The sequence below is a fragment of the Marinomonas sp. TI.3.20 genome (assembly GCF_038155025.1).
Lineage (GTDB): Bacteria > Pseudomonadota > Gammaproteobacteria > Pseudomonadales > Marinomonadaceae > Marinomonas > Marinomonas flavescens.
This window is the reverse complement of sequence record NZ_JBAKAS010000003.1, coordinates 66,772-82,509: the sequence shown is the minus strand read 5'-3', so window position 1 is coordinate 82,509 and position 15,738 is coordinate 66,772. Positions and strand designations below refer to the sequence as shown.

The window sequence follows — 15,738 nt, the reverse complement described above, 5'->3', positions numbered from 1 at the left end:
AAATGATAAAGATTATTTATTCTGAGGAGCTATTTTGATTATTGGTATTGGTACGGATTTAGTTGATGTGGCCCGAATTTCTGATTCTATTGCCAAGCTGGGTGAGCGTTTTATTGATCGTATTCTTACATCAAATGAAAAAGAACAATGGGCGAAAATAACGAATGAGCAGAAGCGCAATTCTTTTGTTGCTAAGCGGTTTGCGGCCAAAGAAGCGGCGGTGAAAGCTCTAGGGACAGGTATAGGGAATGGCATTAGCTTTCAACATTTTCAAATTAGTAACCTACCGTCAGGTCAACCAATACTTAGTGTTGATGAAAAAATTGAATCTCGTTTTAATATGCCAATCTCATGGCATTTAAGTCTGACAGATGAAAAGGCCTATGCTCAAGCGTTTGTTATTCTTGAGGCCAAGCAATAAGGTTGCGAATATTGAGTAGCGCATCAATACTTTCTAAGAAGTCCTCTAAAACGCCGTCAGTATCTTCCATTCCTAATTCCTTCAGGTGTGTTTCTAAAAAGCCTGCATGACGCGTTAATTCCGTAGTGCCTGTGTATTTCGATGCACCGTTGATTCGATGTACGATATGAATCATTTTTTCGATGTCTTGGTTCTCAAAATGGTGTCGAAGGAGTTTCTTTTCGTTTTCTAACGAGTCGGTTAGCATGTCAAACATTTCTTTAGCAATGTCGCTTTTTTGATCTACGATATAAAGTGCTTTTTTTAAGTCAAATGCGCTGAGAATCTGGGCATCTAGGTGCTCTTTAATACCCTCTTTCTTTAGGCACCAGGTTTCGATGGTGTTGAGAAGAATATTTTCATCAACTGGCTTTGTTAAGTAAGCATTCATGCCAGATGCTAATATTTTATCTTGTTCTGAGCCAAGCGCGTGAGCGGTTAATGCCACTATCGGTATGTCTTTATAGGCTTCAAGTTCGCGTAAATGTTGTGTGGTTTCCAAGCCATCCATTTCGGGCATTTGAATGTCCATTAGGATGAGGTCAAACTGTTCTTCTTGTGCCATCTCAATGGCTTTTTTACCGCTATAAGCTAAGAAAACATCCAGTCCGTTAGGCGTTAACCAATGAGTTAATAGCTGTAAATTAACGGGCGTGTCGTCTACCGCAAGTATTTTTAATCCCGTTAATTTAGTGAGCGCTACCGCTTGTTTCTCAATGGCTAAGGTATCGCTTATCTGCTCAATCGGAACTAACGTATTGGGTGGTTGGATATTTTTAAGAGCATTGAATAAGTGCTTATGGCAGATCGGTTTGAGCAGTACTTCGTTGGCAAATGCTTTAAGTGCTGGGTAATGGTTTATTTGTCCAGGTGGTTGAATCATCAAAATACACGGGATGTTGAATTGCTTAATGGCATATGACGCTAACTCTTGAGCTTCATTGGTACTCTGGTCGTTTGGAATGACATTAATGAGAATAGCATCCACATTGAGATGGTGTTTATTAAGTTTTGAAATGACTTGTTCTACCCCTGAACAGGGGGCGTTTTCTACGCCAATTTCATCAAAGTAGTGACTTAGATAGTTTCGATAAGTGCTGCTAGGCTCTAAAAATAGAATGTGTTTTCCAAGATTTTCTTGTATGGGCTGGGGCTTGGTTGAGCGTTTTAATTTTAAGGTAAAGTAAAAGGTTGAGCCTATATCTGCTGTGCTGCTAATGCCGATATTACCGCCCATTTGCTCTACTAGTTTTTTAGTAATTACAAGCCCTAGTCCTGTGCCAGCAACTCTACGAGTTGTGCTGGTATCAACTTGTGAGAAGGGTTTAAATAATTTGCTTATTTTATCCTCAGGAATACCGATGCCAGTATCAATTACTTGAAAAGATAGGGTGATCTGATCCTCGATTTGATTGGATAATATGACTTTGGTATTGATCGATCCTTTATTGGTAAACTTCAGCGCATTGCTAATTAGATTGGTGAGTACTTGGCGAATACGGATGCTATCACCCACCATAATTTGTGGCACGTCAGGAGAGAAGTCTGTTACTAGGTCTATCTGTTTGTCGGAGGTTAATAGGTTTGCGCTTAGGGTTTGATAAACATCATCGACTAGCTCCCTAATGTTGACTTGGCTGTGATCAAGGCTAAGTTTTCCCGCTTCAATTTTTGAGAAATCTAAAATATCACCAATAATGGCCAATAGATTGTTAGTGGATTGTTCTATGGTATCCACATAGATTTTGTTCTGGCTGTCTTTGATGTTCTTTTGGAGGATTTTTGTATAGCCCAAGATGGCATTAAGTGGTGTTCTGACTTCATGACTAATGTTCGCGAGAAATTGAGATTTAAGTCGACTGGATTCCATTACTTCTTTGTTTGCAATGTATAGCTGAGCACTTTTTTCTTCCATGCTATCCATATTTCTGCGCATGTCTTCAGTGGATTGTTCGATGCCAGCGGTGAGTTCTTCTTGGTGGTTTTCGAGTCGTTCAGCCAGCTCTAATACGTTTTTTTGTATCTCTGAATAGTGGGTTGGTAGTTTGATGGATTTGGCTGAAGGATACTGGCTTTTTGTGAGTTTTTTGAGTGCCAATGAAAGTTTTTCTATTGGTTGAGTGAAAGATATTGCAACACGCCAAGCAATTAATGCGATTAATGCGTTAAAAATAGCCAACAGAAAAACAAGTAAAAAGAACAGCTGGTATTTTGCAATATCTAATTGATAGGTACTTGTCTCTACTTTGATCCAACCAATAATATGACGCTGAGTTTGTGAGTTAAAGGTATCGGGTTGCGTCGTGAATGTACTGTCTATAGGGGGTGGGGTATGGTAAATCGGTCGTACATTAGCAAGAAAGTCATTTGATTTTTTTATGTAAGCAACGGAGGGCAGTTGTGGTATTGGTATATATGCGGAAGGGCCAATTTCTGAAATGATTTTTTTATCGCTGTTGAAAATAGTGATATTGTGGATGTTGTCGTAACTTAACGCATTTTCTAGAAGTTGCGTCATCAGTTTTTTGTTTGAAATTATGATGGCGTATTCACTGGTAACGGCGAGCTGGTTGGTAATGCTAAGGGCTTTTTTGTCCATTTGTGTGTTTAAGTCATTCATTCTATAAGCAAATATAAATACACAGGATAATAATGAAATGATAAATATAGGGGCAAACAGCATCCAAAAAAGCCGATGACTAGGTGGGATGTTGGTTGGAAATCTGAGGTGCTTCACTTTATATCGCACCTAAGGTTTGTTTTAGTAACAAGCCAAATTACCCTTGTTTTTACGTCGATCACACTCGCGTTGGTAGTTCTCGCAAGCCAACACTTTGGTTTTGGATGGATTTTTAATGTACTTGCATTCGCGCCATTTACTTCTTAGCTCATTGTCTGGTATGTCGGCTGCAGGGCTTGCGAACATATCGCATCCACCGATGAATATTAGGGAGACTAAGGTACCTATATATAAGGTGTTGCGCATAGCATTTTCTCCAAAACGTGAATTCTCAACTAAGTTTATAACGAATTCTTATTTTATTCTTTAGTTATAGTGTTTTTAAATATACCTAAATGTTAAGTTTGATTTCCTACGTTATTAATGTCAATGAAGTTTTTTATGAGCCAATATCCAACGATAGAGTCTATTATAGGACAAACCCCATTAGTACGCTTACAGCGTATCAACCCTAATGCCAGCAACACTATTTTGCTGAAGCTAGAAGGGCAGAATCCCGCAGGTTCGGTAAAAGATCGTCCTGCGTTAAACATGATAGTGCAAGCAGAGTTGCGCGGTGAAATCCAGCCAGGAGATAGTCTGATTGAGGCTACCAGTGGCAATACGGGGATTGCATTGGCGATGACTGCAGCCATTAAAGGTTACAAAATGCACCTTATTATGGCAGATAACATGAGCCAAGAGCGTAAGTCAGCAATGACGGCTTATGGTGCAGAACTGCATTTAGTAACCAAAGAAGAGGGCATAGAGCGTGCTCGTGATCTGGCTATGGAAATGCAGGCTCAAGGTCTTGGGAAGGTACTTAATCAGTTTGGCAACCAAGACAATCCTAATGCGCATTATGTGAGCACTGGACCTGAAATTTGGCAACAAACTCAAGGCACAGTGACGCACTTTGTGAGCTCAATGGGGACCACAGGTACTATTATGGGCGTGTCGCATTATTTAAAAGAGCAAAATCCAGAGATTGAGATTGTTGGCTTACAGCCACAAGAAGGCTCCAGTATTCCTGGGATACGCCGTTGGCCGAAAGAATATCTCCCTGCTATTTTCGATGAAACGCGTGTCGATACTGTGATGGATGTGGGTCAAGACGATGCAGAGACAACAATGCGCCGTTTGGCGACACAAGAAGGTATTTTTTGTGGTGTGTCTTCGGGTGGCTCGGTTTTTGCCGCGCTAGAGTTGTCAAAAACAGTCAATAATGCGGTAATTGTGGCGATTGTTTGTGATCGAGGTGATCGCTACCTTTCAACTGGTGTGTTTAATCCCGCGTAAATTTGTTGTCTTTGATATGGGGTGATAAATAGTAGGGATCGATAAATAGATGCGCTAGAATAGCAATATTTATTGAATCCCATTCTAATTAGAGAGTCTCCATTGAGAAGAAGAACACCGTCACGCCGCTCGCCTAAGACGCATTCCCTAGGACCTGTTCAATCATATCAGGTGGATGCTTTAACCAATGAAGCAAAAGGCGTCGCTCGCCTTGCTGGAAAAGTAACATTCATCGACGGTGCTTTGCCTGGTGAAATAGTAGAAGCGCAGGTTTTTAAAGAGGGACGCCGATTCGATGAGGCTAATTTAGTTCAAATTACTCAGCCTAGCCCTTATCGAGTAACTCCCGAATGTGTCCACTTTTCTAAATGTGGCGGATGTAGCTTTCAGCATCTTGCTGAGCCACAACAATTTGAAGCTAAAAAAAATTGGCTAGAAGGGCAATTACGTAATGTAGCGTCAAAGGTGAATATTGAATATTTAGCCGATGCTCCTACGAAATATCGTCGTCGTGCAAGAATTTCCATTCAGTCTCATAAAGAGAGCTTTCAGATGGGATTCAGAGGTAAGGCTTCTAAGAATATTATTCAAATTGATCAATGTATTGTTCTCACTGAAAAGCTCCAGATGGTTTACGCAGAGTTAAAAGTTTCTCTGGCAGGCAGCTCATTAGTCCATCAGCTAGGGCATATCGAGTTGTTAGAAGACGCCAAAGGCGCAGCCGTGGTGTTTCGTTTAACTGACGTGATTTCAGATGACCTGAAGGCGCATTGGCAAGTATGGGCTGGCGAACAAGATGTTGCGCTTTATTGGCAGCAACCAGGTGAATCTAAAGCCGCGGTTGAAGATGGTGCATTACGACACTATGAATTGGATGGATTAACCTTTAATTATCATCCTCAAGATTTTATTCAAGTCAACGAGATGATGAATCAGAAAATGGTTGCTCAAGCGATGGCATGGCTAGAGCCTAATGACAATGATGTTGTCTTAGATTTGTTCTGTGGTGTTGGTAATTTCTCTTTGCCGTTAGCAAAGCGAGCTAAGCAGGTTGTAGGGATTGAAGTACAAGAAAATATGGTTGAAGCTGGCCGGAAAAATGCTCAGCTAAATCAATTAGATAATATTACATTCTTAGCCGCAGATTTAACCCAGTCAGATTCGGTGAATTTGTCAAAAATAGATGTCACAAAAGTACTACTTGATCCACCTCGTGCGGGGGCTCTAGAGTTCCTAGATAGCATAGTTAAGATCAAACCAATGCAAATATTGTATGTTTCTTGCAGTGCTTCTACTTTAGCGCGGGATGCTGAGTATTTGGTTGCGAAAGGATATAAAGTATTGCGAGTTAGTTTGATGGAGATGTTTCCTCAAACGTCTCATGTAGAGACAATGATGTTGCTGCAAAAAAAGAAGTAAATTGAAGGGCAAGTAAATGGTAACAGTCAGAAAAGACCATCCTATTTTAGAAGATGGTACAGTTGATATTAACCGTTGGATGGAGCAGTTTGCTGATAAAGTAGATGAAAGCGCCAAAATTCCTTTGCGCATGGCTTGCGAACTTGCTCGACAGGCAGAACTCCAATCCCCTCGACATTCTTATTGGGGGCCGCAAGCGAGTACTTTCCGCGCCGGCCTTGAGATGGTTGAGATATTATCAGGTTTTCGAGCAGATCAAGACTCTCTTTTAGCTGCGGCATTATATCGTGTCGTGCGCGAAGATCAGTTGCCACTTTCTCGTGTTGTCGATATGTTTGGTCGCAAAGTCGCTTCGTTGATCGAAGGGGTTATTCGCATGGGTGAGGTGTCAAAAAACCTCACCGCTGACACTGCCACAGAAGTCTTAGGCAGCAGTGAAAATCAATTAGAATCGCTGCGCAAAATGTTAGTTTCTATCATAGATGATGTGCGAGTTGTTTTGATTAAGCTTGCTGAGCGGGCCTGTGCCATTAAGGAAGCTAAGCACCAAGATGAAGCGAGGCGCGTTGCTGTTGCCCTAGAAGTGCAAAGTGTTTATGCCCCGCTTGCTCATCGCCTAGGCATTGGTCACATTAAATGGGAGCTGGAGGATCTTTCTTTCCGTTACCTTTACCCTTCTGATTACAAGCGCATTGCCACTTGGTTGGATGAAAAACGTTTAGATCGTCAGCAGTATATTGAAGACGTGATTAATATTCTCAGGGCGCGTCTTGAGAATATTAATATTCACGCAGATCTAATGGGCCGAGCCAAGCACATCTACAGTATTTGGCGCAAAATGAAGCGCAAAAATATTGGTTTTGATGAGGTTTACGACGTTCGTGCTGTGCGTATTTTGGTTGATGAAACCATGGAATGTTATGGTGTTCTTGGGGTCGTTCATAACCTATGGCGACCGATTCCTCAAGAATTTGACGACTATATTAGTAACCCTAAAACCAATGGTTATCAGTCTTTACATACGGCCGTGATTGGACCTCAAGGTAGGGCGCTTGAAATACAGATTCGTACTCACAAAATGCATGAGGATGCTGAGTTGGGGGTATGTGCTCACTGGAAATATAAAGGCACAGATCTGAGTTCAAACAGTACTAGTTATGAAGAAAAACTACAGTGGCTGAGAACTATTTTGGACTTCCATGAGGTTCAAGGTGATCTGGAGTCGCTATCAGAGCAGGTCCGTAGCGACATTGAACAAGATCGTATTTATGTGTTTACACCAGATGGTCATGTGGTCGATCTGCCTGTCAATGCGACACCGATCGATTTTGCTTACCGTGTTCATACCGAAATAGGCCATCGTTGTCGCGGCGCTAAAGTGAACGGGAAAATCATCTCTCTTGTGACCCATTTAAAAACGGGAGATAAGGTTGAGATTCTTACTTCGAACGAAGGAAGACCCAGCCGTGATTGGCTACATCCTACTTTTGGTTATGTGCAAACAAACCGAGCCCGTGCAAAAATTCAAAATTGGTTTCGAAAAGAAGATCGTGAGAAAAATTTAGATGCCGGTAAGAGCCTTTTAGATAAGCAGTTTAAAAAGTTAGGCATTGAAGAGAATAAAGTTGATTTATTAAAACTCTCGGCGAAGTTTAATTTCTCTACCACGGATGAGGTTTATGTTGCTTTGGGTGCAGGAGATATTCAGTTATCTCGTGTGCTTCATGCGATTGATGATTTATATGGGCTAGATGGAAAAGCACCCACGCTTCGCCCAATTCGTCTTAAAAAGAGTCGTCATAAATCATCAGATAATGATATTCATATACTCGGAGTAGGCAAACTTCTGACGCAAATGGCGAAATGTTGCTCGCCTATTCCCGGTGACAGTATTGTTGGTTACATCACTCAAGGGCGTGGAGTCTCGATTCACAAGGAAGACTGTATCAATGTTGTCCAAATGAGCTTAGATGAGCCTGAACGTATGGTGGAAGTGAGCTGGGGAGAAGAGCTGGATAATCTTTATCCCGTTAATATTCAGGTGGAAGCTTATGACCGGACAGGCTTGCTTAATGACATTACCAGCTTATTAGCCAATGAGAAGGTTAATTTATTGTCGATGAATACTTTATCTACACAAGACAGCCATACTGCGGTCATTCGATTTACGATTGAGGTAGGTGAGTTGGGCGTGTTGAGTAAGTTATTGCATCGTATAGATCAATTGCCAAATGTGTTAAACGTATTTAGAGAAAAAGACTTTTGAAGCCGCCAATTGATCAACTGTTGACCTTGATGGCTTGCCTTAGAGATAGTCAAAAAGGTTGCCCTTGGGATCAACGGCAAACGGTGAACACCATAGCGCCCTATACCTTAGAAGAAACTTATGAGGTGCTCGATGCTATTGAACGAGGCGATCACGAGCACTTAAAAGAAGAGCTTGGAGATCTACTTTTTCAAATTGTTTTTTATGCGCAAATAGAGCGAGAAGAAGGGCGTTTTGACTTTGATGATATTGTTAGCGGGATTGTTGAAAAAATGTTGCGCAGACACCCGCACGTCTTTCCAGATGGTTGTTTAACAAGCTTTGGGCAATCTTCTGCTTTTACTGAGCAAGAGTTAGCGGGTCAGTGGCAAAAAATCAAAGCACAGGAAAAAGCACATCAAAAGCAACAAAGCTTACTGGATGATGTGCCTGTTTCTATGCCTGCTATGATGCAAGCGGATAAATTGCAGAAAAAAGCGGCGAAAGTGGGTTTTGATTGGGATAATACAGCGCCGGTTTTCGATAAGATTCGTGAAGAATTAGACGAATTAGAATCCGCAATGAAAGAGATGGATCAAGATCATATAGAGGCGGAGATGGGTGACATCTTGTTTGCTATGAGTAATTTGGCTCGTCATGTCAAGGTATCGCCAGACATTGCGCTTAATCGAACAAATGTTAAATTCCGCCGTCGGTTTGCTCGTATTGAAGCGTTGTTGTCAGAGCAAAACAAAGAAATATCACACTGTTCCTTAGAGGAATTGGATCAATATTGGGTACAAGCAAAGCGCGAAGGGTTATAGCAATCTCGGTTACTAAAACATAATAATTATAGACGTTTTTTAGGGGTTAAGGAGAGGTTTAAGTGAGCGATAATCAGGCATCATTGCGTGAAAATGTCCGGCTATTAGGTGACTGTCTTGGGGAGGCCATGAGTAATCATTTAGGTGATGATTTCTTAGCGACAGTTGAAAATATTAGGTTGTTGTCAAAAGAAGGTCGTCAAACAGGGGATTCGACAGCCTTGATAGCAGCACTTGAAGCGCTGGATGATAAAGATATCGTTCCGGTTGCTCGTGCTTTTAATCAGTTTCTTAATCTATCCAATATTGCCGAGCAATATCATAGAGTACACCGACGTCGTACTAATGAGAGTTTGGGGGTTTATCAAAACCCGGTTGGTGATCTGCTTTCTCGCCTATCTGCAAAAAACGTTACCGCAGATAAAATGTTAGCCGCGCTGAAAGATCAATCTATCGAGTTGGTTTTAACCGCGCATCCAACCGAAGTCGTGCGTCGTTCATTGATTCGTAAGTACGACAATATTTCAACCGAATTAGAGTCTCTTGATAAAGACAATATACTTCCTCTTGAAGAAACAAAGCATGTCCGCCGTCTTCAAGAAATCATTACCCAAGCGTGGCATACAGATGAAATTCGTGAAGAGCGCCCAACGCCTGTAGATGAGGCAAAATGGGGCTTTGCTGTTATTGAACAGTCTTTGTGGGAAGCGGTACCTCGCTTTTTTAGACAATTGGACGATCAATTTGGACAATATTCAAAAGGGGTACATTTACCTCTAGATCTATCTCCTATTCGCTTCGCGACTTGGATGGGTGGAGACAGAGATGGTAATCCAAATGTTACTCATAAAGTCACAAAAGAAGTGACTTTATTGGCTCGATGGATGGCTGCAGATCTTTATATCAAAGATTTGAACGTGCTACGTTCAGAATTTTCTATGACACAGTGCAGCCCAGAGTTACGTGAACGAGTGGGAGAAAGTGCTCAACCTTACCGTGACATATTGCGCAATTTAGAAAATAAAATCATGGCCACCAAAAATTGGGCGAAAGCGCAGTTAGATGGTAAAACTCCTTCTGATGAGGGGGTCATGTTAAACAGTAAAGAGCTATATGATGATCTTGTGCTGTGCTATCAGTCTTTGATTGACTGCGGTATGAAAGTGATCGCGAATGGTTCCTTGTTGGATTTAATTCGACGTACTGCGACGTTTGGTATGACATTGGTGCGCTTAGATGTTCGACAAGATGCCTCTCGTCATATAGATGCCTTATCTGCGATTACACGTTTTTATGGCGTAGGGGATTATTCCGAATGGGATGAAGCATCACGTCAAGCTTTCTTACTGACAGAGTTAAACTCTAAACGTCCGCTTTTACCATCAAGTTGGTCGCCTTCAGAGGAAGTGAAAGAAGTACTAGATACCTTTTTAATGATTGCTAAAGGCGATAAGAGTTCTTTTGGTTCTTATGTTATTTCTATGGCAAGTGCGCCATCTGATGTTCTTGCGGTAGCCTTGCTGCTTAAAGAGTCTGGTGTTGCTTTTCCTATGCGTATTGTTCCGCTTTTTGAAACGTTAGCGGATCTTGATAATGCAGAGCCCATTATTGAACAGTTATTCTCTCTTCCTTGGTATAAGTCTTATATTGATGGACGCCAAGAAGTCATGATTGGCTATTCGGATTCAGCAAAAGACGCAGGCCAAATTGCGGCGACGTGGGGTCAATACAGAGCGCAAGAAGCATTAACTCGTTTGTGTCAGAAACATGGCGTCCACCTGACATTATTTCATGGTCGTGGCGGTACTGTAGGTCGTGGCGGCGGCCCGGCTCATGTTGCTATTCTGTCTCAGCCACCGGGTTCTGTTAACGGCTCTATTCGTGTGACTGAGCAGGGCGAAATGATTCGTTTTAAATTTGGTATTCCTGACATCGCAGTACGCTCTCTTGAACTGTATTGTTCAGCCGTAATGGAAGCGACATTAATGCCAGCGGCAGAGCCAAAAGAAGAATGGCGAGCTATCATGGATGAAATGTCGGAAGTCGGTATGAATCAATATCGTTCTATTGTCCTTGGGCATGAAGACTTTGTTCCTTACTTTAGAGCGACGACACCAGAACAGGAGCTGGCCAAGTTACCATTGGGGTCCAGACCAGCGCGTAGGCGTTCTGACGGTGGCGTAGAAAGCTTAAGAGCGATTCCTTGGATCTTTGCTTGGATGCAGATTCGATTGATGCTACCAGCTTGGTTGGGTGCGGAAACGGCACTAGAGCAAGCCATCGAATCTGGTAATCTAGAAAAGCTTAGGGAAATGCATAAAAAATGGCCATTTTTTGGCGCTTATCTCGATATGCTTGATATGGTTCTGGCTAAGGCTGAGCCGGAAATTTCAGAGTATTATGAAAAGCGTCTGGTGGGTGAAGATTTACGGGGCTTAGGTCGATTGTTGCGTAATAAACTGGCTCAAGTGAGTCGTTTAGTCAAAGAGCTCAAGCAGCAAAATCGCCTAATTGAAGATAATAAAACAATTCGCCAATCGATTGATGTACGTAATCCATACATAGATCCGCTGCATTATTTACAGGCTGAATTATTGTACCGTAGTAGAAAAAACACAGAGAATCACGAGGTCAATAAGGCCCTTATGATTACCATGGCAGGTATTGCAAGTGGTATGCAAAATACGGGCTAAATCGAATAACGGTTAAAATATGCTCAATATAGGTGCGGAAATAGCGAAAATAAGACAGTAAATTTGCATCTTAAAGGGTTGCTTGGGTATGCTTGGCGACCATTTATTTTTTACTTTGCAGGCTATCTGTTTCTACGCTGTGTTTCCGCGCCTTTTTTGTGTGTGTTTTAAGTACGGCAGATGGACTTGTTTTTCAGTTTATAGACTGACTTTTGGAGACTTTTTATGCGAGTAATATTATTAGGTGCGCCCGGCGCAGGCAAGGGTACTCAAGCGCAATTTATTACAGAAGAATTTGGTATTCCACAAATTTCTACCGGTGATATGCTTCGAGCTGCTGTGAAAGCGGGTAGCGAAATGGGCTTGAAAGCGAAAGCGGTAATGGATGCTGGGCAATTAGTTTCTGATGACATTATTATCGGTTTAGTCAAAGAGCGTCTGACGCAGGAAGACTGTGTTAAAGGTGCTTTGTTTGATGGCTTTCCTCGTACACTTCCTCAGGCTGACGCACTTAAAGATGCTGGTGTGAACATTGATTATGTTGTTGAAATCGATGTTGCGGATGAAGAGATTGTTAAGCGTATGAGTGGTCGTCGTGTTCATGAAGCTTCTGGGCGTACTTATCATCTTGTTTATAATCCGCCTAAAGTGGAAGGAAAAGATGATGTCACTGGTGAAGAATTAGTGCAACGCGTCGATGATGTGGAAGAAACCGTACGTAAGCGTCTTGGTGTTTATCACGAACAGACTGCGCCACTAATTGGCTACTACCAAGAATGGCTAAAAGCCGACAGCGCCACTGCACCTAAATTTATTAAGGTAAACGGTGTGGGTGATTTGAACGAGATCAAACAAAGTTTACTGGCTTCCTTGAAGGCTTAATTATTAATGACCGCAATATTAGCTTTAGATACTTCAACTCCTGCCTGTTCTGTCGCGTTAAATATTGATGGAGTGGTGCTTGAGGATTTTCGCATGGCACCGCGACAACATAATGATTTGATCTTGCCTATGGTGGAGCAAGTGCTTCAGCAGGCGGGATTAGCATTGTCCGATCTTGATGCGATTGCCTTTGGTCGAGGCCCTGGCTCGTTTACGGGTCTTCGTATTAGTGCGGGAGTGGTTCAGGGGTTAGCGTATGGCGCAGACCTCCCTGTGGTTCCTGTTTCTACCTTAGCTGCTCAGGCACTAGAAGGTTTCCAAAAAACAGGGCATAACTATTGGTTGTCAGCACTTGATGCGCGAATGGGCGAAATTTACGTTGCGGGATATTATGTCAATAAAGTAGAAGGCCATTATCTTGTAAAGAGTCTTTTTGATGAGCGTGTGGTTAAACCGGATGCACTTGTCGAGTTTGAAGAAGAGTATCAAGGTGTTGGCTCTGGTTGGCTGTATGAAGATATCTTGTCTAATTTACTGCCGAAAAAGCCTGAACATGTGTTTGTCGATATGGCCCCGCGAGCGGCTTGTATCGCGGAATTGGCGCTAGAGTTATTCTCTCAAGGGAAAACTGTCTCCTCATATGAGGCAATGCCAACTTATTTGAGAGATGAAATTACCTGGGAGAAACAGGCGCCTAAAGTCGGAAAAAGATAGTTGTTGTGGGTAAAAAGAGTCACTTTGATCATTGAAAAATGTCTCTTTTAACCTTTATCACTCGTCTTTGATTGTCTCTTCTTATTGTGTTTCTCTGTACTCTCTTTGTTGCTCGTCTTATTTATACTCTAATTGGAATAAACCCTTTTGTTAAGTTCTCTTGCTGTTGCCTCAGATAATTCTTTTAATGACATGAGCTCAAAAGCCTTGGCTCAGTCTTTGGGTTTACCTTATTTATCATTGAAGACAGAGCTTAAGTTTGTTAATCAATTTGATTATTTACTGATTAAATATCATGAGCACTTGATGCTAGCAAAAACAGGTAAGGGGGCTCCCAAGCCCGTTTCTGTGGACTTTACCTCAGGTGCGGTTGATCATCGAAGACGTTTTGGCGGCGGCAAGGGGCAAGATATTGCCAAAGCAGTTGGCTTAAATAAGCGCAGTAATTTATCGGTCTTAGATGCAACAGCTGGGCTTGGCCGAGATTCGTTTGTTTTGGCAAGTCTGGGTTGTCATGTTGGGTTGTGTGAGCGAGTGGGTTTTGTTAGAGCAATGTTAGAAGATGGCTTGTATAGGGCTTCTTTGCATTTTGAAGTGAATGATATTGCTGCTCGTATGTCATTAATGAAAGGGGATATTACCACGCTGAGTAATCAGCGCTTTGATGTGGTTTTCTTGGACCCTATGTACCCTCATACAGATAAGTCTTCTGCTGCTGCAAAGAAAGAAATGGCGTTCTTTCGTGATTTGGTGGGAAGGGACGATGATGCAGATCTTTTATTGCCAAAAGCACTGGATATCGCAGAGTATCGTGTTGTTGTTAAGCGACCTAAAGGGGCTCCCTACTTAAATAGTACGGAGCCAACCTATAAATTAGAAGGTAAATCGGGGCGTTTTGATATTTATGTTCTAAAATCATTAGACGTAAATTGATCGTGATTATATCTGGATTTAGATATTAGTAATGAGGTGGTGCTTCACCTTCAACAATGTTTTGTTGTTGACGGTTTGATTCTAGTTGCTTAGCGAGAATTTTTATTCTTTCTTGCATTAACAATAAGTCTCTTTGCTGCAAAATTAAGGACTGATTTAAGCTATCTATCATGTCTTCTTGAAATTGAAGTTTGTATTCGAGTTCATCTATACGAAGCTCTGTATCTAAGGTATTCATCGATGGCATCAGTATGGTAACCTTAATGTGCTAAGCTCTTAATTTCGGAGCCTTTCTATATGTTGCATGCAGATTCTTTGCACATTAGAATAGGAAATGGCGCGGAACTTGCTCTTGAATAAAAGAGTATTTTACTATGATCTTCTTCCGCTTCACATGGCAATTTCGTAAGAGTGTAGTAAAAAACTTAATTTTTTACATTTGTACTAATTTAACGAAAGTGTTTTTACCTAGGTAATGCATTCTCTCGAATCATAAAATATATTAATTTAACAAGAGACACAGTTATGAATGATCATCAGGACAATGTTACGAGTCACAAGGAATCTTCTGTTGGTTCGCCTTTATTTTCAGTACGCGCACTTGTTGTAAGTTTGGTAATTGCTTTAGTTGTTCCATTACTAATTGCTACTGTATTAGGTGAAGCTCTAGATACTAATTACTTGGTTTATTTTGCGTCTATTTTAGTGTCTGTTTATGTTGGCGCTGTAGTGAGTCAGAAAAATGGTTTCGGTTCTAGTTCTCAATCTGAAGAAGATGAAGACGATGATCGCGAGCAAGGTACGGTTAAGTGGTTTAACTCATCTAAGGGTTTTGGCTTCTTAACAATGGAAAATGGTGATGACGTATTTGTTCATTACCGTGCAATTCGCGGTCGTGGTCGCCGTTTTCTAGTTGAAGGCCAACTTGTTCGCTTCTATGTAACAGAAGGGGAAAAGGGTAAACAGGCTGAGAACGTTTCTATTGTTCGTGGCTAGTATATTTTTATAGATAGTTAAGGGAAAAATCATGTCATCAGTAACACTTAAAGGTAATCAAATCGAAACAGTTGGTGAACTTCCAGCTGTTGGAACACAAGCGCCTGCATTCGAATTGGTGAAAACTGATTTGTCTTTGGTGTCATTAAACGATTACCAAGGCGCTAAATTAGTTTTAAATATTTTTCCTTCTATTGATACGCCTACATGTGCGACATCAGTACGTAAATTTAATGAGTCTGCAGCGTCTTTAAAAGGTGTTAATGTTCTGTGTGTTTCTGCGGACCTACCATTTGCTGCCGCACGTTTTTGTGGTGCTGAAGGTATCGATCATGTTGATACTGGCTCAAGCTTCCGTTCTTCTTTTGGCGACGACTACGGTTTGACGTTTTCAACAGGGCCTCTTGTGGGTCTGTTGTCTCGTGCGGTTGTTGTGTTGGATGAAAATGGTAAAGTGCTTCATACAGAGCAAGTTGCTGAAATTGCAGATGAGCCAAACTATGACGCCGCTTTGGCTGTTTTAGGTTAATTCTGTTCTAAGAAGACTCTAGCTC

General features: G+C 41.6%; 14 protein-coding genes. 11 read left to right on the top strand and 3 right to left on the bottom strand.

Going from position 1 to position 15,738, the window contains the following annotated elements; translation table 11 throughout:
- The first annotated feature begins 34 nt into the window (after positions 1-34).
- Positions 35-421, top strand: a complete 387-nt coding sequence (gene acpS, locus V6259_RS04570; RefSeq protein ID WP_133011951.1) for a holo-ACP synthase — start codon at positions 35-37, stop codon at positions 419-421.
- Here acpS and V6259_RS04565 read toward each other — a convergent pair.
- Both V6259_RS04565 and V6259_RS04560 read right to left on the bottom strand, forming a co-directional pair.
- On the bottom strand, positions 399-3,080 hold the full coding sequence (locus tag V6259_RS04565; RefSeq protein ID WP_341583491.1) for a response regulator: 2,682 nt from the start codon (positions 3,078-3,080) through the stop codon (positions 399-401). The two genes, acpS and V6259_RS04565, sit on opposite strands and share 23 nt — an antisense overlap.
- Before the next feature lie 141 nt (positions 3,081-3,221).
- Positions 3,222-3,446, bottom strand: coding sequence for a hypothetical protein (locus V6259_RS04560; RefSeq protein WP_341583490.1), 225 nt, complete (start codon positions 3,444-3,446; stop codon positions 3,222-3,224).
- Between the two features lie 135 nt (positions 3,447-3,581).
- Here V6259_RS04560 and cysM point away from each other — a divergent pair, with 135 nt between their 5' ends.
- The 8 genes from cysM (at position 3,582) to V6259_RS04520 (ending at position 14,188) form a co-directional block, all read left to right on the top strand.
- The gene (cysM, locus tag V6259_RS04555) at positions 3,582-4,478 is read left to right on the top strand and encodes a cysteine synthase CysM (protein ID WP_133011948.1); all 897 of its coding nucleotides are present in this window, start codon (positions 3,582-3,584) and stop codon (positions 4,476-4,478) included.
- Between the two features lie 102 nt (positions 4,479-4,580).
- Positions 4,581-5,897: a 23S rRNA (uracil(1939)-C(5))-methyltransferase RlmD gene (gene rlmD, locus V6259_RS04550; RefSeq protein ID WP_341583488.1), complete on the top strand. Its 1,317-nt coding sequence runs from the start codon at positions 4,581-4,583 to the stop codon at positions 5,895-5,897.
- Between the two features lie 16 nt (positions 5,898-5,913).
- Complete coding sequence (gene relA / locus V6259_RS04545; protein WP_133011946.1) at positions 5,914-8,163, top strand: GTP diphosphokinase; 2,250 nt, start codon at positions 5,914-5,916, stop codon at positions 8,161-8,163.
- On the top strand, positions 8,160-8,966 hold the full coding sequence (gene mazG / locus V6259_RS04540; RefSeq protein WP_341583487.1) for a nucleoside triphosphate pyrophosphohydrolase: 807 nt from the start codon (positions 8,160-8,162) through the stop codon (positions 8,964-8,966). The genes relA and mazG overlap by 4 nt, the downstream gene beginning before the upstream one ends.
- 62 nt (positions 8,967-9,028) lie before the next feature.
- Entirely contained in the window at positions 9,029-11,659 is a 2,631-nt protein-coding gene (gene ppc, locus V6259_RS04535) for a phosphoenolpyruvate carboxylase (protein ID WP_341583486.1), read from the top strand.
- Between the two features lie 225 nt (positions 11,660-11,884).
- Positions 11,885-12,541: an adenylate kinase gene (gene adk, locus V6259_RS04530; RefSeq protein WP_341583485.1), complete on the top strand. Its 657-nt coding sequence runs from the start codon at positions 11,885-11,887 to the stop codon at positions 12,539-12,541.
- Between the two features lie 6 nt (positions 12,542-12,547).
- Positions 12,548-13,255 (top strand): tRNA (adenosine(37)-N6)-threonylcarbamoyltransferase complex dimerization subunit type 1 TsaB, encoded by a 708-nt coding sequence (gene tsaB / locus V6259_RS04525; protein ID WP_341583484.1) that lies wholly within the window; start codon positions 12,548-12,550, stop codon positions 13,253-13,255.
- Between the two features lie 147 nt (positions 13,256-13,402).
- On the top strand, positions 13,403-14,188 hold the full coding sequence (locus tag V6259_RS04520; RefSeq protein WP_341583483.1) for a class I SAM-dependent methyltransferase: 786 nt from the start codon (positions 13,403-13,405) through the stop codon (positions 14,186-14,188).
- Positions 14,189-14,213: 25 nt separating this feature from the next.
- Here the strand turns inward: V6259_RS04520 and V6259_RS04515 are convergent, their stop codons facing one another.
- The gene (locus tag V6259_RS04515; protein ID WP_240537050.1) at positions 14,214-14,435 is read right to left on the bottom strand and encodes a SlyX family protein; all 222 of its coding nucleotides are present in this window, start codon (positions 14,433-14,435) and stop codon (positions 14,214-14,216) included.
- Between the two features lie 278 nt (positions 14,436-14,713).
- Between V6259_RS04515 and V6259_RS04510 the strand changes: the two genes are divergently transcribed.
- On the top strand, positions 14,714-15,184 hold the full coding sequence (locus tag V6259_RS04510) for a cold-shock protein (protein WP_276312845.1): 471 nt from the start codon (positions 14,714-14,716) through the stop codon (positions 15,182-15,184).
- A gap of 31 nt (positions 15,185-15,215) precedes the next feature.
- Positions 15,216-15,713 (top strand): thiol peroxidase, encoded by a 498-nt coding sequence (tpx, locus tag V6259_RS04505; protein ID WP_341583481.1) that lies wholly within the window; start codon positions 15,216-15,218, stop codon positions 15,711-15,713.
- Positions 15,714-15,738: the final 25 nt, after the last annotated feature.

Excerpts from the sequence above, each read along its gene's own strand:
- V6259_RS04565 (WP_341583491.1), bottom strand. The coding sequence starts at position 3,080 with ATGAATGACTTAAACACACAAATGGACAAAAAAGCCCTTAGCATTACC.
- V6259_RS04560 (WP_341583490.1), bottom strand. The coding sequence starts at position 3,446 with ATGCGCAACACCTTATATATAGGTACCTTAGTCTCCCTAATATTCATC.
- cysM (WP_133011948.1), top strand. The coding sequence starts at position 3,582 with ATGAGCCAATATCCAACGATAGAGTCTATTATAGGACAAACCCCATTA.
- relA (WP_133011946.1), top strand. The coding sequence starts at position 5,914 with ATGGTAACAGTCAGAAAAGACCATCCTATTTTAGAAGATGGTACAGTT.
- adk (WP_341583485.1), top strand. The coding sequence starts at position 11,885 with ATGCGAGTAATATTATTAGGTGCGCCCGGCGCAGGCAAGGGTACTCAA.
- tsaB (WP_341583484.1), top strand. The coding sequence starts at position 12,548 with ATGACCGCAATATTAGCTTTAGATACTTCAACTCCTGCCTGTTCTGTC.
- V6259_RS04515 (WP_240537050.1), bottom strand. The coding sequence starts at position 14,435 with ATGCCATCGATGAATACCTTAGATACAGAGCTTCGTATAGATGAACTC.
- V6259_RS04510 (WP_276312845.1), top strand. The coding sequence starts at position 14,714 with ATGAATGATCATCAGGACAATGTTACGAGTCACAAGGAATCTTCTGTT.
- tpx (WP_341583481.1), top strand. The coding sequence starts at position 15,216 with ATGTCATCAGTAACACTTAAAGGTAATCAAATCGAAACAGTTGGTGAA.